Raw genomic sequence first — 22,242 nt, 5'->3', positions numbered from 1 at the left:
ATGTCACAGGCGAATGCCATCAAGCCAAACTCTACGCCAACAGCAAAAACCACAGAACAAAGTTCGTTGAAAGAGTTTCGTACCCCACCCCATAACCTTGCGATTGAACAAGCCGTGCTTGCTGCACTGATGACCGTTGCAGAATCTTTTGAGCAAGTGGGTGATGTACTGACTGAAGCTGATTTTTATGCGACCCGTCATAAATATATTTTCCGTGCCATCGATCAACTGTCAAAAGATAGCTCACCTTATGATGCGGTCTTGGTCAATGACTGGCTGATTAAACAAAACTTGCTCGATGCTGCTGGTGGCGAAGAATATCTGATGCAACTCATGTCAGATTCACCTTCAAGTTTCTATAACCTTGAAACGTATGCTGCAAAAATTAAAGAATTTTCCACTTTACGCAGCATGATTAAAGTCAGCTCAGAAATTTTACAAAATGCCTATGACACCAAAGGTCGTACGGTCAGTGAAATTTTAGATCTCGCAGAAACCAATATTTTCTCGATTGCCGAGCAACACAACAACAACGCCAAAGCACAAGGCCCTAAAGCTATTAACTCTGTCGTTGCTAGTGTTTTTGATAAGTTGAATGAACTTTCACAAACTGAAGGCAGTATCACGGGTTTAACCACTGGATTTGTTGAACTAGATAATAAAACCTCAGGTATGCAAGCAGGCGATTTGATTATTGTGGCGGCCCGTCCATCGATGGGTAAAACCACTTTTGCCATGAACTTGGTTGAAAGTGTACTGTTTAATAATAACCTGCCCGCTCTAGTTTACTCTATGGAGATGCCCGCGGACTCGATTGCGATGCGTTTGATATCCTCGTTCGGTCGTGTACACCAAGGACATTTACGTTCAGGTAAAATGGATGCTGATGAATGGTCAAAAGTGACCAGTACTATTGTGCATCTACAAGAAAAGAATTTGTATATCGATGACTCATCTGCACTACCACCAACGGAAGTACGTGCCCGTGCTCGACGAATTGCAAAAATGCATGGCGGTAAACTCGGGTGTATCATGGTCGATTACTTGCAGCTTATGAAAGTACCCGGTATGGGCGATAACCGTGTTGGCGAGATCTCGGAAATTTCCAGAAGCTTAAAAGCACTGGCTAAAGAAATGCACTGCCCAGTAATTGCACTGTCACAGTTGAACCGATCACTGGAAAACCGTCCTAATAAACGCCCAGTGATGTCCGACTTACGTGAATCGGGTGCAATCGAGCAGGATGCCGATTTGATCATGTTTATTTACCGCGACGAGGTTTATAACAAAGAGTCTAAAGAAGCAGGTACTGCAGAAATTATTATTGGTAAACAGCGTAACGGTCCAATTGGTACTGTGCGTCTTGCCTTCGAAGGTCAATACACCAAATTTAGTAACCTCTCCCCTGAGTTTTATGCTCAGTATGATGATGAAGAGTAAAGACTCTTTATCATCCATTAATTCATCGACCCTGTAGGAGTATTTAGGGTGCGCCAAGCTACAGTTTATATTGATCAACAAGCACTTCAATATAATTTAAACCGTGTCAAACAACTTGCCCCAACCGCTAAAATTGTAAGTATGGTGAAAGCTAATGCTTATGGACATGGAGTTAAAGACTGCTTAGCAGCCTTAAAAGACAGTGATGCCTTTGGTGTTGCCTGCCTAGAAGAAGCCTTAGAAATTCGTGAACTGGGTTATGAACAGCCAATTACACTCATTGAAGGGATTTTTTCAGATGATGAAATGCAAATTATCATCGATAAAAAAATTGAATGTGTGGTGCATCATCAGCAACAACTAGATTGGTTACGTGCGCATAAAGATGCCTATATCGCTCAAGGTCTAAAAGTTTGGGTCAAACTCAACAGCGGTATGAACCGTTTAGGCTTTAAAGTGCCTGAAATTATTGATGTCATCAATGCATTAAAGGCGGAAGGTTTTACTTGCGTACTGACTATGCATTTTGCCAATGCTGACGCAGAAAATCATCCACTAAATGACCAACAACGTGAACAATTTTTACACGTAAAAGAAGCCTGTGCGCCAATCATGGGTTCGTGCTGTAACTCAGCTGCAATTTTCAAATGGCCAGAACTGAATTTTGATTTTGTTCGCCCAGGCATCATGCTATATGGCGCTACACCTTTCGCAGACCGTTCTGTAGAAGCATTAGATCTTAAACCAGTGATGACCTTTACCGCTGAAGTGATTGCTCTAAATACCATTCAAGCTGGTGAATCTGTGGGTTATGGATCAACTTTCGTTGCAGAACAAGAAATGAATCTTGCGATTGTGTCGATTGGTTATGGTGACGGTTATCCACGTGCCTTCCCTAAACAAAACTATGTATCTATTCAAGGACAGAAAACACGTGTGATTGGCCGTGTTGCAATGGATATGATTGCGATTGATATCACTGGTATGAATGCACCAATAGGCACTGAAGTTGAGCTTTGGGGCAAAGATCGTCTGGTTGATGACGTTGCAGAAGCGAACGGAACCATTGGCTATGAATTATTATGCCGTATGAGCGCGCGCCCTGTACGTAAATTAGCTTAATTAGCCAAATCAAAAAGCCCAGATCAAATCTGGGCTTTTTTTATCTCGCTTTTTTTATTCGCTTTTTAAATTGATCTATTCGTTGATCAAATCGTTATTGAAAATAGTCAGCTGTTGGTTTTGCCAATTCTATTAAGCCCTGACGCAATGCTTCTGACCAGCCTTTACTGATCATGGTGAAGTATGGGTCTTCTTCATAAATGCGCTTACCATTTGGTATTTCTAAACTGTCCTTTTTATAAACCAAAGCATCTAAAGGCATACCTACAGACACATTCGAACGTATCGTTGAATCAAAAGAAATTAAGCTACAACGCATTGCTTCATCGAGTGGCATATCGTAACGCAAAGTTCGGTCAAGTATCGGCTTACCATATTTACTTTCTCCAATTTGAAAATATGGGGTATCCGGTGTCGCACAAATAAAATTACCTTGCGGATAGATATTATATAGCTGCATATCAGCGCTACCAATTTGACCACCTACTAATAAACTACAGTAATAATTACTTTGTTCTAAAATATCAGAGGTGACATCAGAGATAACTTTTTTTAAGGTATGCCCGACCAATTCAGCCACTTCGAACATCGTATTTACACTATATAAATTCGGCTCTTGTTTGACCTCTAGCTGATTTTGTAAATGCCCGATGACCGCTTGTGTAGTAGCTAAATTCCCAGAGGTTTGGATGGTAATAAATCGCTCACCCGCAATACCAAAGGTATAAAGTTTACGAAAAACTGAAATATGGTCAACTCCTGCATTTGTACGTGTATCACTGACAAATACCATGCCATCTTTTAATCGTAATGCACAACAATAGGTCATTTTTATCCCTCAAATGATTAACAACTCAACACTTGTACAATTGAGCTCATTGACTCAGTACCACCTTTATCACGAACGCCTCTTACAGGAGCTACATCCCAGTAATCCCGCCCAATCGCGACATAAATATGTGATTGTGGTGTAAATAGCTGATTACTGACATCAAAACAATACCATTTATTTTCGATATAGACTTCTACCCAAGCGTGACTAGCAAGATGGCTACTATTCGGTACAAATAAATACCCAGAAATATATCGTGCAGGAATACCCAAATAGCGACACATTGCGATCATGACATGAGTATGATCCTGACATACCCCCTGCTTATAATGAAAAGCATCTATTGCAGAAGTATGTACAGATGTCTGATTCGAAACATAGGGAATATGCGCCAAGATCGCTTCAGCCAAACGAATTAGATTGACACGATTGATACGAGGGACATAACAATCGGCAAAACTTTTCATGTAAATGTCGCATTGCGTACTCGGCGTTGGCTGTAAAAACAATTTCGGGTTTAAATCATCCGCATTTGAATCATTTAAACTCAAATTCATCTCTACGATGCCCTGCGCCATAATGGTCATTTGAAGATAAGGTTCGCTCTGCGTTGTGGTCAACCACACATTACCAAAAGTATCCAATTGCATATCACGTTGCCCCGGTACACTCACATCCCAATTTTGCACCTGTTGATGCGCATTAGTGGATGGGGTCATTTTGATATATTGAATGCTTCTGCTAACCACATCAGTGTAAACATAATGGGTCTGATGGTTGATCATTAGCCTCATACAGCCACCTCAAACATATTTTGGATATGATCACTGAAATGGTAAAAATTTTGGCTATTCGGTTGTTGCTTTAGTGCCTGCCATGCCTCTTGCACACTTTCCCAGCCAAACTGAACTAAAGCGATTACGATATGTTCAATCTTCGCAATGGTGTGTTGAATGTCCTGCTGCATGCGTAGCTGACGATCAAGCTGCTCTATGGCTTGTCCTAAACTAAAAAATAAAAATACATCTTCAGATTCGGACTCTAAAACATCTTGGCAATCTGTTACCACGTCACAGATATAACCTGGGTTATCACTCGCATTACGAATTAAACGGCTGAGTTCTGCATAACTTTTTGCTGAAAGTACACCCCTTAAGTCCTGTATATTACTTTGCGCATATTTAAATTGGCTGTAAAATGACGCCGGTTGCTCGGAATTTAAAACCAATTCATTCATTGAGTCGGCATCAAATGCTGGTAAACAAAAAGCATGTGCATAGTTCAATGCCGTATCGACATCTTGAAATGGAAAAATACTGCATAAATATTGAGTGCGTGCTAAATAACGCCCCAACCAAAAAATATGTTCTGCATTACTGTTTAATAAAATCATGTTTTGCTCCTTCACTGGAGTGCTATGAGCGTAAATCATCTACTACCCACGTATCTTTAATACCACCGCCTTGCGAAGAATTCACTACCAATGAACCTGCTTGCATCGCGACACGAGTTAAGCCACCCGGTACAATTTCAGTTCGATATGGAGAACTCAGTACAAATGGACGCAAATCGATATGGCGTTCCGAAACACCGGCCTCACTTAGGGTTGGGCTGACAGATAAATTTAAAGTCGGCTGTGCAATATATAAATGTGGTGCTGCGGCCACTTTATCTTTAAAGCTATTTAATTCTTGTAAAGAGGCTTGTGGACCGATCAGCATGCCGTATCCACCTGAACCCTGTGCTTCTTTTACTACCAATTTTTCGATATTCGACAGCACATAGTCTAAGTCGTTCTGCTCACGACATTGATAGGTCGGCACATTTTTCAGGATCGCTTGTTCGCCTAAATAGAAATGAATCATTTTATCCACATAAGGATAAATCGATTTATCATCTGCTACGCCTGTTCCCGGTGCATTTGCAATGACCACATTATGCTGCATATACGCTGACATGAGCCCTGCTACGCCCAAAGTACTGTCAGGTTTGAAACATAATGGATCGAGGAAAGCATCATCCACACGACGATAAATTACATCAACCTGTTGTCGACCTTTGATGGTTTTCACATAAACCTTATCGTTTTCTACATAAAGGTCACGCGATGTCACTAAGGGTACATCCATCTCCCTTGCCAAAAAGGCATGTTCATAATACGCACTGTTAAAACGCCCAGGGGTTAAAACCACGATAAACGGATTATCGACGTAGGCATTTTCTGCAAGAATTTCACGTAAAAGCTGCGGATACTGCTCAATCCCCATAATGTTGCTTTGCTGGCAAAGTTCAGGCATCAGTTTTTGACTGATCTTACGGCTTTCTAGCATATATGACACACCCGACGGTGTTCTAAGATTATCCTCAAGGACGTAAAATTCGCCTGATTGATCTCGAATGATATCAATGCCACTGATTTGGCTATAAATTTTACCTTTTAGCCCATGCATATACATTTGTGGCAAATAGGCTTCATGCGTTAAGACTTGCAGTTCAGGAATAATTCCTGCTTTTAAAATATCTTGTTGATGGTAGACATCATGTAAAAACAGATTGAGAGCTTTCACGCGCTGTGCGCAGCCCAGTGATAAATTATTCCATTCCATTCGTGCAATCACACGAGGAATAAGATCATAAGGAATAGTGCGTTCAATGCCTTCATCTTCGCCATACACTGTAAAGGTAATACCCTCATAGAGAAAATGTTGTTTTGCTACCTGATTTAGTTGTTTTAATTCATCAAGTGTATGCTGTGATAACCACTGCTCTATCCGTTGGCATGATTCTTTAGCTACCGTTTTACTGTCGCGCATTTCATTAAAAAAATCCGAATTAAATTGATTAAACAGCGCATGTCCTCGAGCAAGAGGTAAATTTTTTAATGTAGAGACAGAAGTATTGACCAACTTTGCCTCATAACCCTCAATTCCATTTGAAGTTGTATTACGATTTTCTTTCAGCATAGCAACTCCATGTTTTTGTCATGTTTTGTAAATAAGATAAAGCAATATATATGCCATCAATACATATGCTGCTTCTCTTTGATTATTTATGCATCATTTTTACAATGTGGTACAGCATGTAACTGCTCAAGTTGTGTCAAATTGCGTTATTAAAATCATCTTAGTTTTTTTTCAGATGAAGACTTGCTTAACGCAGGAAGATTTCTTATTGTGTCCCACAGCATCATTTTTATTTATTTAAGTTCAAGTTCAAGCACTAGATTATGTCTTCACAAGAAAAAGAAACGTCAAACAGCCTCTATCGTCAGTGGCAAATTCTTTCACGACTGTCCACAGGTAAGTGGATGGGTACTCGTGAATTACAAGAAATACTGAACCGTGAAGGCATTGATATCAGCCTACGCACCATTCAACGTGACTTAAATCAAATTTCTCTACGTTTCCCAATTGAGAGCAGTAAAACAACGCCACAAGGCTGGCGTTGGCGTTCCGATGCACCGATTCAAAGCTTGCCACATATGACCAGCTCGCAGGCGGTCACCTTTATGATGGTTGAGGAACACCTAAAACATTTGCTTCCACCAAGCTTAATTGAAGAAATGAATCCTTGGTTTGATCTCGCACGTCGAAGTTTGTCGTCGCAAAATAATGTCCGTCAGTGGATTAACCGCGTGCGAATCGTGCCAGCTACTCAGCCATTGATTCCTCCTGTGGTTGAAAAAGCAGCACAGCAATCGATTTATGAAGGCTTACTACAAGACAAACAACTTGAATGTCTGTATCAAGGTCGTGGACAACAAAGTGAAGAAAAGACCTATATTTTAAATCCACTGGCTTTGGTCCAAAAAGGTGCTATTATCTATTTGGTTTGCACACGTCATGACAAAACAGACATCCAAACCTTTGCTTTACATCGTTTTAAATCTGCTACGGTCTTAAATTCACGTGCATTACACCCTGTCGATTTTGATATCGATGCCTATATTGACTCTGGAGCGCTTGGCTTCCGTGTGGACTTCAATAAGCCGACTGAAATGATTCAGCTTAAATTAACCATGTCTGAAGCAGAGGCGGTTTATTTTGAAGAAAGTCAGCTAAGTAAAGATCAAGTGATTCAAAAAACCGAAGATGGCTGGGTGGAAGTTAGTGCAACAGTACCTTTTACCTCTCAGTTAACATGGTGGCTGCGTAGTTTTGGTAAAAAGATTCAGAAAATTGAACCTGAAGAAGTCGCTATGGTTGTACAACAACGCAATGACTAAACCGATCTCAGACTTTCTGCTACCTGAAATATTAAATTTGAGGTAGCAACTTTTATTTCATAATAAATATTTAGCACTTAATTTTTTGCTTAGATTTTCCATTAAAATACCAACACATAAAAAAGTCCCAACGCTGGGACTGGATAATTTCTTAGAATATTTTTCTCTGTACACGACAAATTTCACAGAACCCTTATCCTATCAGGATTCTGCTTTCTTAAAATTGCCAAAATTTCCTTAAACTCTTCTTTTTTCCCAAAACCAATTAAACGCTGAATCGCCATTTGAACATAGTCTAAACCATAGCGAAATAAACTCATTGAGAGTCGTCCATGCTTCTTTATTTTTATCGCTTTTTTTTGATTATGTTGCCATTCACCCGTTAAGTAACACCAACAGAAGCTTATAGCTAACACCGCAATCAATTTTTTCACTCGTCTAGGGTCTGTCAAGCGCGTATTTTCAAGATTAAACCCGCGTCCTTTGAGACAACTGAATAAGGTTTCAATTTCCCAGCGTAATGCATAATCCTGAATAGCATTGGCATTAAACTGAGGAGAAACGACGAGTAAAAGCTCTCCATTTTCTAACTGTAGTGCACTTATATATAGTTTCACCCGACCAACCAAAATCCGTCGTTTACGACATTCAATTTGACCAACTTTAAGATGGCGAAATAAATCACTAATTTTATGATTCTTTCCTAAATGATTGGTGACAATGAAGTTTTTTTAACACGAATGCAGAAGTTGATGTCTTGTTCAATTAACCATGTAAACCACTGCTCACCGATAAACTCTCTGTCTGCGAACACATTCACAATACGGTCTTTACCAAAAATGGCTATAAAGCGTTGAATCAAAGCAATACGCTCTTTCGTATCTGAATTTCCACGTTTATTAAGCAATGTCCAAAGGATAGGTATCGCTATTCCACGATAAACGATTGCGAGCATCAGGATATTAATATTTCGTTTTCCCCATTTCCAATTGGTTCTATCTAAAGTCAGTTGCACTTGGTCGAATGAAAACATATTGAAAATCAACTGAGAAATTTGACGATAATCAAAATACTGACCTGCAAAGAAGCGCTGCATACGTCGATAAAATGATTGTGGTAAACACTTGATGGGCAAGGCTTTAGATGCAGAAGAAAGATTACATGTTTGCTTTAAAATAATCACAAGCATGATGAGCGCAAAGCACTTTAAATGTGACTTGTTCCATTTTAGAGATTTGTTTAAGATAAGATATAACTCATTGAGATGTGTCATAGTATTCGTCGTTAGAAAACAATTATTGTGACATTATTTCAATGAGTTATCTATTTTTGTCGTGTACAGAGAATATTTTTGTAATTTTAGTCGTTTAGGTCAAAGGAACTACAGCATAAGTATCTGCTGAATACCTTATGCCATAGCGCTAATTTCTCATGGCTATAATCAATTACTGACATAGGCAGGCTAGGTCGGCATTATTATAACGAATAGATTTCATAGTCATATTCAGCACCTCGTGTTTAGAAAGTAAAATCACTTTAACCTCCATTTTGCGTACTGTGAAATAACAAGAACCGCGCTGCTTTTCACAAATTTTCTTAAAGAACATTCCTGCTTTTCTTATCTGATTTGGCTTTAAATGAAAAATTCATCCAACTTCAGTGCTGTTTTTTATAAATGCTACACTGAATCAACAAATTAAAGCTTGAGCATTGTGCATAAACTCGGCAAATTATGAGCAAATGAGCTGAATAAGATTTTTCAAAATATGGCCAGTCCAGCGCAAACTATTCGCCACAAGCTACTAAATACTTTTTTTTCTCGGCATTCAATTTGGTTTGCTTGTATTTTTATCTTCCTACTCATTTCGAGTTTTCATTTAGGTTATTCCCCTCGTTATATTCAATATTTTTTTCCACAAACCTTATTGAATAGTATCTGGGTCATTACTGGGCTTTTAAGCTTATTGGGTTTGTATGACGTCATACAAAACAAACATTCGATCTTAAAAAATTACCCTATCATGGGGCACTTTCGTTTTCTATTTGAAGAATTTCGACCTGAAATTCGCCAATATTTTATTGAATCTGATCAAGATGCACTGCCCTTTTCTCGTATGCAACGCAGCTTGGTCTATCAACGTGCAAAAAATCAAAATGCAGATAAACCATTTGGTTCAATTGTTGATGTTTACCAAAATGATTACCGCTTTATCAATCACTCCTTGTCACCTTGCATTCCTGCCATTCCTGAAACATTCCGTATTAACATCGGCAATGAGCAATGTAAGCAACCGTATAGCGCATCAATATTAAACATCTCTGCGATGAGCTTTGGTAGCTTAAGTGCCAATGCCATTCGTGCCTTAAACTTAGGCGCAAAAATGGGCAATTTCTACCATGACACCGGTGAAGGCAGTATTAGTCCTTATCACTTGGAAAATGGTGGCGATATTGTTTGGGAACTCGGTAGTGGTTACTTTGGCTGCCGTACGATTGATGGTCAATTCGACCCTGTACGTTTTGCTGAACAAGCCAAGCACCCTCAAGTCAAAATGATTGAGATCAAATTATCTCAAGGTGCAAAACCAGGCCATGGTGGCATTTTACCTAAAGACAAAATTTCCGAAGAGATTGCTCAAATCCGTGGTGTCAGCCGTGAACATGACTGTATCTCTCCATCTAGCCATCCTGCCTTTAGCACCCCTATTGAAATGATGCAATTTATTCAGCAATTGCGCGAACTGTCAGAAGGCAAACCTGTGGGTTTTAAACTGTGTATCGGGCAACCATGGCAATTTATGAGTATCGTAAAAGCCATGTTACATACAGGGATTACACCTGATTTTATCGTAGTGGATGGTTCTGAAGGTGGGACTGGCGCTGCGCCGATTGAATTGATCGATAATATGGGTACGCCACTGCGTGAAGGCCTACTCTTTGTCAATAACACCCTGATTGGTGCAGGCTTACGTTCAAAAATTAAAATCGGTGCCAGTGGTAAAATTATTAGTGCTTTTGATATTGCCAGTACCATGGCAATTGGCGCAGATTGGGTCAACTCAGCTCGTGGCTTTATGTTTGCAGTTGGGTGTATTCAAGCTCAAAGCTGTCATACCAACCAATGTCCAGTTGGCGTTGCGACACAAGACAAAGACCGTCAAAAAGCCATCCATGTTCCGACCAAAGCAGAGCGTGTTTTTAATTTCCATAAAAACACCATGCATGGTTTATCTGAACTTATTGCCTCTGCGGGTTTACAACACCCGTCGGATATCCGTGCACACCATCTAGCACAGCGCATTAACAACCGTGAAATTAAAAACTATGCACAGCTACATTTTTGGTTAAAGGATGGGGAGTTACTCAGTTGTGAAAATAAAGATGAAGAAAACTTCTATTTCCGTATGTGGAATATGGCTCATCTAGAAAAGTTCTGATTCCTACCGCATAAAAAAGAGGCAACTACGCCTCTTTTTTTTCGTCTAGATCCATCACACTGATTAAGGTAAGCTGTGCTCAATCGTCAATTAGTAACTGATGTTACGCGCGTAAAAGTAAATACGCATTTTTAAAATAATTTTTAAGCCTATTCGACGGAGTCTTACATCTAGGGCTTAAATAACGGGATTACCCTTCGGCTGGAGGTACTTTTGTTTCGGCAAAATGAGAAGCAAAGCTTCGCAAGGAAACCATCTTGCGGTGCAATGCACCTCACCAACAAAACTCGTTCACTAGCGTCAAATTATTCAAAGTATTGCAAAAACATTTTTGATTAGGAGTAGTCCAGTCTCAAACACTTGCGGATGACCTTCCCGCGTATCGTACTTTTATTTGAATCAAATTACGCTCCTGATGTTAGTGCGTAACATCAGTTAGTAATAAGACTTGCTATTCGATTGAGCATGCAAGAATGCCGGGATCAAACCTGTTAATGCAGCACGAATATCGGCACGTTCATTAATCAGCTGATGCGAACCTTCTTCAAGCATGAGAAGCGTCTGTAAACGAAATTTACGACGTATAAACTCAATGTTATAACGCCAATCTACAGTTTGATCCTGTGCGCCTTGCGCTAACCACACTGGAATACGGCACGCTGGGCGTTCTTCCATCTCCTGCATCCATTTTGACATGGCCAAAATCCAATCCATCCCCATCATTCGAGGTTGTAGTGGATCTTTTAAGCGGACAAAACGTAAAAACTCAGGGTTATGATTATTCCGTCTAAAATGACGTGGCACTTCACGTTTAATACGACGAATAATGCCTAATCCAACCGAGTTATGCCACCATGCCGTTTTTGCAGGGCGAATCAGCGGAGATAATAATAAAACCCGTTCGACATAAGGGTTTTTGCGATGTTCAGCAAAATCTAACAGATGATGCAGCCAAATCGCTCCACCCGTGCTCTGCCCAATCCCTAACCATGGGGTTGGTAGTTGAGCCGCATGTTTCACATAACGATATACTGCTTCCAAAACTTGTTGGTAATGATCAAAGTTTTGAATACTGGCTGGCGATCCATTACTTAGACCATGCCCCGGTAAATCATAGGTTAAAACACTAAAACCTTGATCTAAGAGTTCACGAATAATCGGCTGATATATTCCACTATGCTCTAAATAACCATGCAATAAAAATACAGTGCCTTTAATGACATCCGTTTCAGTTTTCAGTTTCGGTTGAAATACTTGTACATGTAATTTGAACAAAGGCATTTCTACATATCCTTGCCAATGTTCACAGTTCAAGGCATCTAAACCATAAAGTCGTCGATATGACTGTATTTCAACACTAGGCTCAAACAGTCGATTTAAATTCAGCGGTTCTAATACTTGTGGGGTTAATTCTCGACTTGGAACTGGAAGATCTAATTGTTTAAGGATTGAAGGATTAAGAAATGGGATATCTGACATTATGGGACCTCCCGACAGTCACTTGAGCCAAACCAAACATCACGTAAGGTGGCTAATAATTCATAATTAGCACGACGACTATGGTCATAATTTTTTTCACTTGGTCGCCATGTGGTTAGTGTCGTTGGCATAGGTGCAACAACAGGAATGGTTTCGATACCATTTAATGCAAATAAACGACGTGTTCGAGGCATATGATATTGGTCAGTGATTAAAATAACCGTCGGTGCCCCACCTTTTTTCTGTAAAAGCAACGAACTAAAACGCGAATTTTCGCAAGTATTCATACTGCGGTCTTCAAGCAATTTCGCATCGACATCATATTGCTTCAACCATGCTTGCATATACGGTGCTTCAACACCACTCAGTACAATCGGTAACTTATTGGCACGTTCGACATCGAGTGTTTTTTCCAGTCGAAGTCGTGTGTAGTCATTCACTACGATATCTTTATCATTTTTATCTAAGGTTAAACCACCACCTAACACCACGATCGCATACGGCTCTGCGGTTGGCTGCTTCAGGGTTTTATCTTTCATTTTGGCCAGATCAAGATATGTTTCATCATCGATCGGTTCCGCTTCTGAAGCCGCTTGCTCAATTTCATGGGTTTTTAAGAACTCGGTATATTGAGTCATCAGTCCTTTATTTTCCGCACTATTGAGCTCAAGCAGCTCTTTCATTTTTTGAGCAGGATTTTCCGCCAATGCTTCAGAAGAAGCCGCCTCGGACGCAGAAGGATTCAGCAGAGGTACTTTCGGTATGTCCTTTTGACTATCATTCTTTTCTTTTTCATGTTCTTCTTCAATGAGCTGCTGTAACGCCTTATAACGTGCTTGTATAAGGGTTAAATCTTGAGGCTCATCAGACTGTATGGCTTGCTCCATGAGTTTTAAATACGCTTGGCGCGCTATCCATAAGTCAGAACCCGGCTCATAGTTATCATCATCACTCAAGGCGCCGAGTTTTTGACTTTGCGCTGCGAGCTGATTGACTTCTACAGGAACGAAATAATTTAAACTTTTAACGATCAATTTAGAATAAAACGGCGTATAGATAAAAATCATTAGACAGCCCAAAAGTACAAATAGCACTGCGGCAATTTGTACTAAGCGAACCATCCAATGTGTTTTATGCATAAATCTAAAGCCTATGTGTTTTTATTGATCTGCGTGAGATCGAATCAAGCCATTTGTATCAAATAATACAGGCTCAGGATGTAGTTCAATATTAAATTTTTCAAAAACATCATGTTGTACAGCTTTGTAAGTTGTACGTACATCTTGCAGCGTGGCGTCCTGATAATTGACCAACACCAAAGCTTGCTTATGGAACATACCCACTGAACCCACAGATTTCCCTTTCCAACCTGCTTGGTCAATCAACCAGCCCGCTGCCAGTTTTACCGCATTATTCGGTTGTGGGTAATGGGGTAAATTGGGAAATTGCAGCGCAATTTGGTCAAAGGCTTGCTGGCTAATCACAGGATTTTTAAAGAAACTTCCGACATTTGGAAATTCTTTTGGATCTGGAAGTTTGGTTTGACGAATATGAATGACTTGTTGTTGTAGGTTTTCTGCACTTAAGTCTTCACCTACCGCCTGCTTTAAATCACCATAATTTAATTTTAAATCGGCATGTTTTAAAAGTTTAAACGTGACATGCGTAATAATAAAGCGCTCTGGCTCATCTTTAAAAATACTATAACGATATGAAAAATGGCAATCGGCAGCGCTAATACTACTTTGCTGTTCTGTTACTCGGTCATAGACCTGCACAGATTCAATAAATTCACCCGCCTCAACACCATAAGCTCCTATATTTTGTACAGGTGAAGCACCGACTAAACCGGGTATCAATGCTAAATTTTGTAAGCCATAAAACTGGTGTGCCGTCGTCCAAAGCACAAAGTCATGCCACACTTGCCCTGCACCCACTTTTAAAGTCTGTGTATCGGCATCGTCTTGTACATATTCAATACCTTGAATATCCATGTGCATCACTAAAGCATGTATTTGCTCAGGCAACAGCATATTACTGCCTCCTGAAAGTACCAATACATTTAATTGCTCAGCTTTGGCAAAGTCGAGCGCTGCTTGGATATCTTCTACCGATTGAACACGTACATAATGAGATGCTACAGCATCGAGGCTTAATGTATTAAATGGCTTAAGCTGAACCTGTGTTTGAATTTGCATTCTTAAACCTTAATTTTTTTGCTGTGCTTGTAACTGAGTTTTTAAATAATTGACCCAAGCCTGACTGCTAGATTCGCATTGATCTAATACATGTTCAAACCCTGCATCACCACCATAGTACGGATCTGGTACTTCTTGTTGCGGATATTGGTGATCATGTTGACTCATCAAAGACACTTGTGCACGTAGTTGACCGAATTGTTGCTGCGCCTTTTGCATGAGGTTTTGAATATTGTCTAAATTTTCGTAGTCCATGGCCAAAATCAAATCAAATTCAATAAAATCATGAACCGTTAACTGACGTGCGCGTAATGCAGATAAGTTATAGCCACGTAATTTTGCATGCTGTTGGCTACGTAGATCAGGCGCTTTGCCCGGATGATAATTGCTCGTACCCGCAGAGTCGATGTGAACATTGAGTTGCGCTTCATCACAAAAATGTCTGAGAACCACTTCAGCCGTAGGTGAACGGCAAATATTTCCTAAACAAACACACAACACCTTATATGGCGTGCTGGATGACATAACAACCTCAAGACTACTTTTATTTCAAGCGTCTTATGTTAAGTTATTTACAGGATGAATCCTATATCAACACTCAAGAATAATGTTTATTTGGATATAAAAAATTAGGGATAAGCCAATGAGTCAATTTCAGTTTCAAACCGTCAGCAATATTATTTCAGGCTTAGGCTCTATTTCCCAACTGAGAGAGGTCCTAGGCGACTTTAAAGCCAAGCGTGTCATGCTTGTGACCGACCCCGGTATGTTGCAACAACAATTACATTTACCCATTTTGGATATTTTAGAAAGTATCCATCAAGATTATGTGATTTATTCCAGTATTCAAGCTGACCCTGCAGAACATATAGTTTTGGATGCAGTTCAATTTGCCAAGAATGAAAAAGTGGATTTGATTATTGGATTTGGTGGTGGAAGTTCAATGGATGTGGCTAAAATTATTGCGATCTTGGCTCATCCTAAGCAAACACAACAGATCAGTGATTTATATGGTGTAGCTAATGCAAAACGACCACGCTTGCCACTCATTTTGATTCCGACAACGGCAGGGACCGGCTCTGAAGTCACACCAATCTCTATCGTCACTACAGGTGAAACCACCAAAACAGGTATCGTCTCCCCTGTACTATATGCCGATATCTGTATCCTCGATGCGAACTTTACATTAAATCTTCCCGCACACATTACCGCAGCAACCGGTATCGATGCCATGGTGCATGCCATTGAAGCCTATACATCAAAAATTAAAAAAAATCCGTATGCGGATATGCTTGCTAAACAAGCTTTGCGTTTATTAAATAAAAATTTAGCGCTGGTTTTACACGACGGACATAACCTCGAAGCGCGTCAGCACATGCTGGTCGGTTCAATGCTTGCAGGTCAGGCCTTTGCTAATGCGCCAGTTGCAGCGGTGCATGCACTCGCCTATCCACTCGGTGGACACTTTCATCTCTCGCATGGTCATACCAATGCACTGGTTCTCGCTGAAGTGTTAAAGTTTAATGCACCTCAGGCCAAGCAGCATTATGCAGAACTCATGAGTTGGCTAGATCCATACAGTACGGGCTGTACCGATGGTTTATGTGATTTATTTATTGATCATATGCAAAATCATTTAGATCAGAGCGGTTTGGTGCTAAAACTCAGCCAACTGAATGTGCCTGAAAATATGCTCGATCGTTTAGCAGAAGACGCATTATTACAAACTCGACTATTACAAAATAATCCGCGAGAACTGCAGTTTGAAGACGCTCGCCAGATTTACCAATCGATCTATGCCTAAAGTTCACTCATTTTTGAAATAAAGAAAATACCAACGATGAAACCTGAAACTAAACGCCGCCAAAACTATCGTTTTTTATTTCCAATCCAAACGCGTTGGGCAGACAACGATATGTATGGCCATGTCAATAATGTCACTTATTACAGCTATTTTGATACCGCTGCAAATGCGCTATTGATTCAACATGCCGGTTTTGATTTGCGAAATACCCCGATCATTGGTTTAGTGGTCGATTCAGCCTGCAGCTTTTTACAAGAACTGTCCTATCCAGAAATCATTGAAGTTGGAGTTGCGATTGAAAAAATTGGTAATTCTTCACTGCGCTATGACTTAGCCATTTTTAAACAAGGACAAAATGAGGCTGCAGCTCAAGGACATTTCGTGCATGTATTTGTTGACCGCCAAACACGAAAAAGCACCTCGATACCCGATGATATGCGAGATGCTTTAACTCAATTTTTACTTTAATTTTTATATCTAGCTTAAAACTTATTTGAGCTGGATATTTTGCAACTCACCATCAAAGCTTTTGAGTAAGTCTTTCACAACAGGCTCTGCATGTAATAACTCATTTGCACGTGCAAAGGCCTTTTCCTTGCGGACATGTTGTAAAGCATACGGTGTGGTTTCTTCGACATCTTCAAAGTTGATATGGAAACGACATTTTGACCATTGCGCATGAATGGCTTGTTCCAATACATGCTGCAATTGAGTCACTAAAGCTTCGTATCGCTTTGGAATATGGAAAGTCGATTCACCGTCAATCGTACCGCGCATGATGCCATGCTGAGCCAACTCTTGTACCGCAGGTGAAAGTTGACTATTTCGGAACCAATATTCCCACTTTTCGACCGTCCACTCACCTTCAAGGGTTTGAGGCTGTAAAGTCAAAATATCTTGTGGCATCAAGGTAGAAGATGAACCCGTTTGAACAGCATCCGAAGAAACGGAACTTTGCGTAACTTGTGCTGATGCTAGATCAAAACCATTATCGCCTTGAGCACCCGAAACTGATTCATTCACCACATGTTGTGGTTCAATGGCATTGATCAAATGTGGCTGAGCTGTTTCAGGCTCTACACTTTTTGACTCTAAAGCTGTTGGTTCTAAAGGTGTAATATCTTCAAAATTTATAGCGCTTACATCAACTTCTGCAGTTTCAGTACTCGGCATCGGATCTAAATCGAATAATGTATCTTCTGCTACGGCATCCATAACAAGCGTGTCATTTTGCTGTGTCGATACAGATTCAACCGGTGCAACCTCTTGCGTATCTAAAGTGCCATTTGCTGTAGATGCTGTAGAAGTTTGGCTTATTGCGTCTTCTTCAGGATCATCTAAAAAATCATCAGATGAAGGTTCATCGACTGCAGGTGCAGAAACATAGCCATCATCGTCATCATAATGTGAATCATCAAAATCATCGAAAGCTGGCGATGTGTCTACAGCGGGTACAGCTTCAGGCTGCTCAACAGTGGCAACCTGCGCAGCAGACTCAACAACGGTATTGGGTTGCTGCAAAGACTGTGTTTGAGTCGGCTGAACTGTTTCGGCCTGATTTTGAGCAAGCGGTGGCTGTGCGGCTGATTCTTGCTGTACAGCAGAAACCAACATTTCATTTGGCTGTAATGGACGAAATGCTAATAGACGCAGTACACACATCTCAAAACCTTGCTCTTGTGTCACAGCCAACTGCAAGTCTGCCCGACCTTTACATGCGACTTGATAATACAACTGCAAATCTTGAGCTGAAATCAACTGCGACAATTGCATAATTTTTTGATTGATCTCAGCACTATATTTCAACGCTAAATCTGGCAAGTATTGTAATAATGCCAGTTCATGTAACGTTGAAATCAACTGATCTAATACCAGCGACACATCCAGTGCTTGTTGACGGAATTGCATGAGTAAAGCACTCACGCGTTCACGCTGATTTTGATGAATGGCTAAAATCAAATCATAAATAATCGTACGGTCAATTAGGCCCAACATGTCTTTGACATCTTGGTGCTGAATTGAACCCTGACCATAGGCAATCGCCTGATCAGTCAGTGACAGCGCATCACGCAGTGAACCTTGAGCCGATTCAGCAATTTGCCAAATCGCATCTTGCTCCGCTTGAATTTGTTCTTTTTGTAAGATATCTGTCAGATGCGTGGTGATTTCATCCACGGCTAAAGGACGCAAAGTAAATTGCAAGCAACGTGAAATGACAGTAATCGGTAATTTTTGTGGATCTGTAGTTGCAAATAAGAACTTCACATGCTCTGGCGGCTCTTCCAACGTCTTTAATAACGCATTAAATGAATGCGTAGAGAGCATATGCACTTCATCGATTAGATAAACCTTGAAGCGACCTTGGGTTGGAGCATAAGGAACGTTATCGAGTAGTTCTCGCGTATCTTCAACTTTGGTCCGTGATGCCGCATCGATTTCAATTAAATCAATAAAACGACCTTCATTTACTGCTTTACACGTTGGGCAAACTTCACACGGCGTTGAGGTTACACCTGTTTCACAGTTCAGACATTTTGCCAAAATACGGGCAATAGTGGTTTTACCCACACCTCGAGTACCTGTAAATAAATACGCATGATGTAACCGACCACGTTCTAAGGCACTGGTAAGTGCGCGTGACACATGGTTTTGTCCCACGAGTTCAATAAAATTTCGTGGACGGTATTTTCGTGCAAGTACTTGATACATGTATGCTCCTTTTTACAGGTGTAAGCATACTGTTTTTTTGTCTAATAGTGAAATAAATGGCAGAGTTTGGACAATAAAAATCCGATCTTGAGCTATCACAATGATCAGGCAAATTTAATATAAATTACGAATGCTTAAACTGCTTTATTTAAAAGGAAATCACTCTGCATTTGATAGCGTTTCGCCGTCTGGTCTTCACGAATTTCTAGCAATTGCTGATCCAAATCTACATACAATAGATTGCGCGTTTGCACATTCATAAGTTCTAGCTGCTGCTTTGATTCATCTTTAAAACCAATTACACCTTTTAGCACTTCTACTTCGTTATGACCACTTAGACTTTCACGAGTGAGTGTATAGGTTTGGTCTTCATGTAGCTCAAGAGCCACAGCCATGCCGGGACAATCTTCACAACGAGAAAGACAGCCCATACACGGCGTGGTGCCTTTAAAATTACCGACCCATGATGCATGCTGTTTTTCAGCAGTAATTGCTTCTATCTCCTTTGATTTCGTTTGAGTTGAATCCTGACAACCCAACATTGCCGACGTTGCTACTAAGGGAATCAAAACAACTTTTTTCATAGGAATATCACAGCAATCTAAAACTGCGAGGGAAAATAGCATATTTTTCACATTTCCCCAATTTCTGTTCTATTCCAAAGTATCTTAAATCCAGCCTTTACGCCCTTTTAATACTTTATCTGCACAGCGTAAGGTTTCTTGAGTTAGGCCCCATAAGCGATAATCGCCCGTGATCGAACCCGTCGCAAAGTTATGTGTATACGCAAAACTTAAATCACGCTGCGGATCACACCAGGCCCCAGAACCATTAAAACCTATATGTCCAAAACCTTGACTCGATTTGCCTAAAGTTAAAATGCGGTGATATCCCAAACGCCAATTCATTGGTAAAGGCATAATACGATCACGCTTTTTATATTGAATTTTACTTAAAGATTCATAAACTTGTGGTGTGATTAAGGTCTGTCCTTGCCACTGGCCTTGGTTGGCTAGCATGGCGTAGATTTTCGCTAAACTATTGGCACTAAATACGCCTGTTGCCGCAGGAATAATGGCTTGCAAACCCTCATCACTAAAAAATGAAAACTTGCGCATCCCTTTTGGAATCATACCATCTTGAAAGTCTTGCAAATTTTGTCCTGAAATTTGCAGGAGCTGATCAAAGATTGACTTTTTTCGTGTCTCTGTCTTTTTTTTCGTTGTCTGCACTTGGGTATTCTCTTGTACAGTTGTATCTACAGCACGTTCTAATTTTTTCTTTTTCGGAATCAAGCGGGCAACCTCACTAAGTTGATGCTCTGGTACACCAAAAAAAGCATGATCCAATGCTAAAGGTTCAACCAAATACTGTTGCATCAATTCTGTAAGCGGTCTACCTGTAGCCTTTTCAAGTACACCACCGACTTGCCAACCGAAGGTTAACGGTTGATATGCTGCATCAGTTGATGGCTCAAAACGCGGCTTAGCTTGTTCGATGACTTTAAGCATATGTGGCCAATCAGCCATTTCAGATGCTGTTTCGATGATATTACGGATATCGTATAAACCACTTTGATGACTCAGCATGTGCCTTAATGTGATATCCGACTTACCATTTTGAGCAAACTCCGGCCAATATGCGGCAACGGGAGTATCGTAATCTAGAAAGCCTTCGCTCACTAAGATATGTGCAAGCGTTGCAAGTACGCCTTTACCCGTGGAATAACAGACTGAGGGTGTATTGGCCTGCCAAGCTTCTTCGGCTGACTTTTTACCAGTCCAAATATCTACGACTTTTTGACCTTTAAAATACACCACTAAGGCAGCTCCGCCTAAGTGGGTTCGAGCATCCTGCATCCGGCTAAATTGCGCCGCCAAATCTTGAAACGCCTCGTCAACCGTACCTTGAAAATTATTCTTCTGTGCAAATAGATATTCTTTGAGCGCCTGCATCATCATTCCTTTGAATATGAATCGCTTGAGATTAAAACAAAAAAGCCTAAACCGATATCGATTTAGGCTTAAGTCTTAAAGTGCCTTTACACTTCCCGCGACATGCGGCTTTTTGTTCTTACTATTTCGAATAGCAAACTCTGTATCTTTACCCGTTTGTGCAGTAAGGAACTCAACTTGAGAAGGCAAATACATCGGTAATTTAAACCAGACATCCGCTTCATAGGCATCTGGCAAAGTTAAGCTCGACAAGGCTTTGGCTTTACTCCACATACCATGTGCAATGGCTTGTTTAAAACCAAACGCTTTAGCGGTTACAGCATGAATATGAATCAAGTTAAAGTCACCAGAAGTCAACGCATAACGGCGACCGGTATTTTCAGAAACATTCCATTCAGCTTGAACATGCAACTCAGCTGACTTTGTTTCGGTAGATTTTGCCGCAGCTTTGTTCTCGGTTTTTTGACGTGCTAAATACGTGGTTAATGATTCTACAACCACTTCATCGCCCACTTTTGCAGTGGTAATAAAGTCAAATTGCACGCCTTTATCATGTGGCTGTAATTCACCAAATTTGCATGACAATGACAGTGTTTCATTCACACCAACTTTGCGATATTGCTTCACTTGGTTACGAATATGTACCAAACCTAAGATCGCAAATGGAAAAGCTTCCGTAGTCATCATATGCATTTGCAAACTTTGAGAAAGCACCGCCAAATAAATCGCTGGGATATAACCATTGTTTTTAAAGCCACACACTTCGTTATAAGCTTTTAAATGTTTTTGATCGACCTTAAATGAATCCACCACATATTCAACTTGCGGCAGCACTTTTTCAGCTTTAGGCTTTTTAAAAATCAAGCCTTGAATCACTTTTGGATAGGCTAAATAAGGTTTTGGAAGTTGACTAAAATGGCGAGTATTCATACTAAACCTTTGGAAGTTTTATCTTTATAAAGTTCCCTTCCTTTTAAAGAAGGATATTTTAAATCCCCCTCATCCCCCTTTGATCAAGGGGGACTTCTCCTCTCTTTTTCA

The 22,242-nt window shown here is 40.3% G+C and carries 19 protein-coding genes; 6 read left to right on the top strand and 13 right to left on the bottom strand.

Features of this window, described 5'->3' with window-relative positions; translation table 11 throughout:
- Both dnaB and alr read left to right on the top strand, forming a co-directional pair.
- Positions 1–1,440 (top strand): replicative DNA helicase, encoded by a 1,440-nt coding sequence (gene dnaB / locus G0029_RS06225; RefSeq protein ID WP_180035272.1) that lies wholly within the window; start codon positions 1–3, stop codon positions 1,438–1,440.
- Positions 1,441–1,488: 48 nt separating this feature from the next.
- Positions 1,489–2,562 carry an alanine racemase gene (alr, locus tag G0029_RS06220; RefSeq protein ID WP_180107479.1) on the top strand — a complete coding sequence of 358 codons (1,074 nt, stop codon included), beginning with the start codon at positions 1,489–1,491 and terminating at the stop codon, positions 2,560–2,562.
- A 94-nt stretch (positions 2,563–2,656) separates the two neighbouring features.
- Here alr and G0029_RS06215 read toward each other — a convergent pair whose 3' ends face one another.
- Genes G0029_RS06215 through G0029_RS06200 form a run of 4 tightly spaced genes read right to left on the bottom strand, consistent with a single transcriptional unit; the run spans position 2,657 to position 6,357 of the window.
- Positions 2,657–3,391: a proteasome-type protease gene (locus tag G0029_RS06215; protein WP_180023501.1), complete on the bottom strand. Its 735-nt coding sequence runs from the start codon at positions 3,389–3,391 to the stop codon at positions 2,657–2,659.
- A gap of 17 nt (positions 3,392–3,408) precedes the next feature.
- The gene (locus G0029_RS06210; protein ID WP_180107480.1) at positions 3,409–4,188 is read right to left on the bottom strand and encodes a transglutaminase family protein; all 780 of its coding nucleotides are present in this window, start codon (positions 4,186–4,188) and stop codon (positions 3,409–3,411) included.
- Positions 4,185–4,787 (bottom strand): alpha-E domain-containing protein, encoded by a 603-nt coding sequence (locus G0029_RS06205; protein WP_180107481.1) that lies wholly within the window; start codon positions 4,785–4,787, stop codon positions 4,185–4,187. Before G0029_RS06205 ends, G0029_RS06210 begins: the two co-directional genes overlap by 4 nt.
- A 22-nt stretch (positions 4,788–4,809) precedes the next feature.
- Entirely contained in the window at positions 4,810–6,357 is a 1,548-nt protein-coding gene (locus G0029_RS06200) for a circularly permuted type 2 ATP-grasp protein (protein ID WP_180107482.1), read from the bottom strand.
- 263 nt (positions 6,358–6,620) lie between these two features.
- Between G0029_RS06200 and G0029_RS06195 the strand changes: the two genes are divergently transcribed.
- Complete coding sequence (locus G0029_RS06195; RefSeq protein WP_078193976.1) at positions 6,621–7,619, top strand: helix-turn-helix transcriptional regulator; 999 nt, start codon at positions 6,621–6,623, stop codon at positions 7,617–7,619.
- Positions 7,620–7,801: 182 nt separating this feature from the next.
- Here the strand turns inward: G0029_RS06195 and G0029_RS06190 are convergent.
- A protein-coding gene (locus G0029_RS06190) for an IS4-like element ISAba1 family transposase (RefSeq protein ID WP_085940648.1) occupies positions 7,802–8,892 on the bottom strand; the annotation gives its coding sequence in 2 pieces (ribosomal slippage) (positions 7,802–8,352 and positions 8,352–8,892; 1,092 coding nt in all).
- A gap of 493 nt (positions 8,893–9,385) precedes the next feature.
- Here G0029_RS06190 and G0029_RS06185 point away from each other — a divergent pair.
- The gene (locus G0029_RS06185) at positions 9,386–11,056 is read left to right on the top strand and encodes an FMN-binding glutamate synthase family protein (protein WP_180107484.1); all 1,671 of its coding nucleotides are present in this window, start codon (positions 9,386–9,388) and stop codon (positions 11,054–11,056) included.
- 435 nt (positions 11,057–11,491) lie between these two features.
- On the opposite strand, the gene G0029_RS06180 is transcribed toward G0029_RS06185, so the two are convergent.
- Genes G0029_RS06180 through G0029_RS06165 form a run of 4 tightly spaced genes read right to left on the bottom strand, consistent with a single transcriptional unit; the run spans position 11,492 to position 15,258 of the window.
- Entirely contained in the window at positions 11,492–12,535 is a 1,044-nt protein-coding gene (locus G0029_RS06180) for an alpha/beta hydrolase (protein ID WP_180107485.1), read from the bottom strand.
- Entirely contained in the window at positions 12,535–13,674 is a 1,140-nt protein-coding gene (locus tag G0029_RS06175) for a YdcF family protein (protein ID WP_078188595.1), read from the bottom strand. Before G0029_RS06175 ends, G0029_RS06180 begins: the two co-directional genes overlap by 1 nt.
- Positions 13,675–13,695: 21 nt before the next feature.
- Positions 13,696–14,733 (bottom strand): UDP-N-acetylmuramate dehydrogenase, encoded by a 1,038-nt coding sequence (murB, locus tag G0029_RS06170; protein ID WP_180110230.1) that lies wholly within the window; start codon positions 14,731–14,733, stop codon positions 13,696–13,698.
- Positions 14,734–14,742: 9 nt separating this feature from the next.
- The gene (locus tag G0029_RS06165) at positions 14,743–15,258 is read right to left on the bottom strand and encodes a low molecular weight protein-tyrosine-phosphatase (RefSeq protein WP_180107486.1); all 516 of its coding nucleotides are present in this window, start codon (positions 15,256–15,258) and stop codon (positions 14,743–14,745) included.
- Positions 15,259–15,376: 118 nt separating this feature from the next.
- Between G0029_RS06165 and G0029_RS06160 the strand changes: the two genes are divergently transcribed.
- Positions 15,377–16,537, top strand: a complete 1,161-nt coding sequence (locus tag G0029_RS06160; RefSeq protein WP_180107487.1) for an iron-containing alcohol dehydrogenase — start codon at positions 15,377–15,379, stop codon at positions 16,535–16,537.
- 36 nt (positions 16,538–16,573) lie between these two features.
- Positions 16,574–17,005 carry an acyl-CoA thioesterase gene (locus G0029_RS06155; protein WP_180093557.1) on the top strand — a complete coding sequence of 144 codons (432 nt, stop codon included), beginning with the start codon at positions 16,574–16,576 and terminating at the stop codon, positions 17,003–17,005.
- Between the two features lie 21 nt (positions 17,006–17,026).
- Here G0029_RS06155 and dnaX read toward each other — a convergent pair whose 3' ends face one another.
- From dnaX to G0029_RS06135, 4 genes are all read right to left on the bottom strand, one after another.
- The gene (gene dnaX / locus G0029_RS06150) at positions 17,027–19,246 is read right to left on the bottom strand and encodes a DNA polymerase III subunit gamma/tau (RefSeq protein WP_180107488.1); all 2,220 of its coding nucleotides are present in this window, start codon (positions 19,244–19,246) and stop codon (positions 17,027–17,029) included.
- Between the two features lie 134 nt (positions 19,247–19,380).
- Positions 19,381–19,830 (bottom strand): copper resistance protein NlpE N-terminal domain-containing protein, encoded by a 450-nt coding sequence (locus G0029_RS06145; RefSeq protein WP_180107489.1) that lies wholly within the window; start codon positions 19,828–19,830, stop codon positions 19,381–19,383.
- A gap of 84 nt (positions 19,831–19,914) precedes the next feature.
- Complete coding sequence (locus G0029_RS06140) at positions 19,915–21,201, bottom strand: serine hydrolase domain-containing protein (RefSeq protein ID WP_180107490.1); 1,287 nt, start codon at positions 21,199–21,201, stop codon at positions 19,915–19,917.
- Positions 21,202–21,276: 75 nt separating this feature from the next.
- Positions 21,277–22,131 (bottom strand): MaoC family dehydratase, encoded by an 855-nt coding sequence (locus tag G0029_RS06135; RefSeq protein ID WP_180107491.1) that lies wholly within the window; start codon positions 22,129–22,131, stop codon positions 21,277–21,279.
- Positions 22,132–22,242: the final 111 nt, after the last annotated feature.

It is taken from the genome of Acinetobacter sp. YH12138, assembly GCF_015218525.1.
Lineage (GTDB): Bacteria > Pseudomonadota > Gammaproteobacteria > Pseudomonadales > Moraxellaceae > Acinetobacter > Acinetobacter amyesii.
Note: the sequence above shows the minus strand (reverse complement) of the source record. Positions and strands in the feature narration are given on the sequence as shown.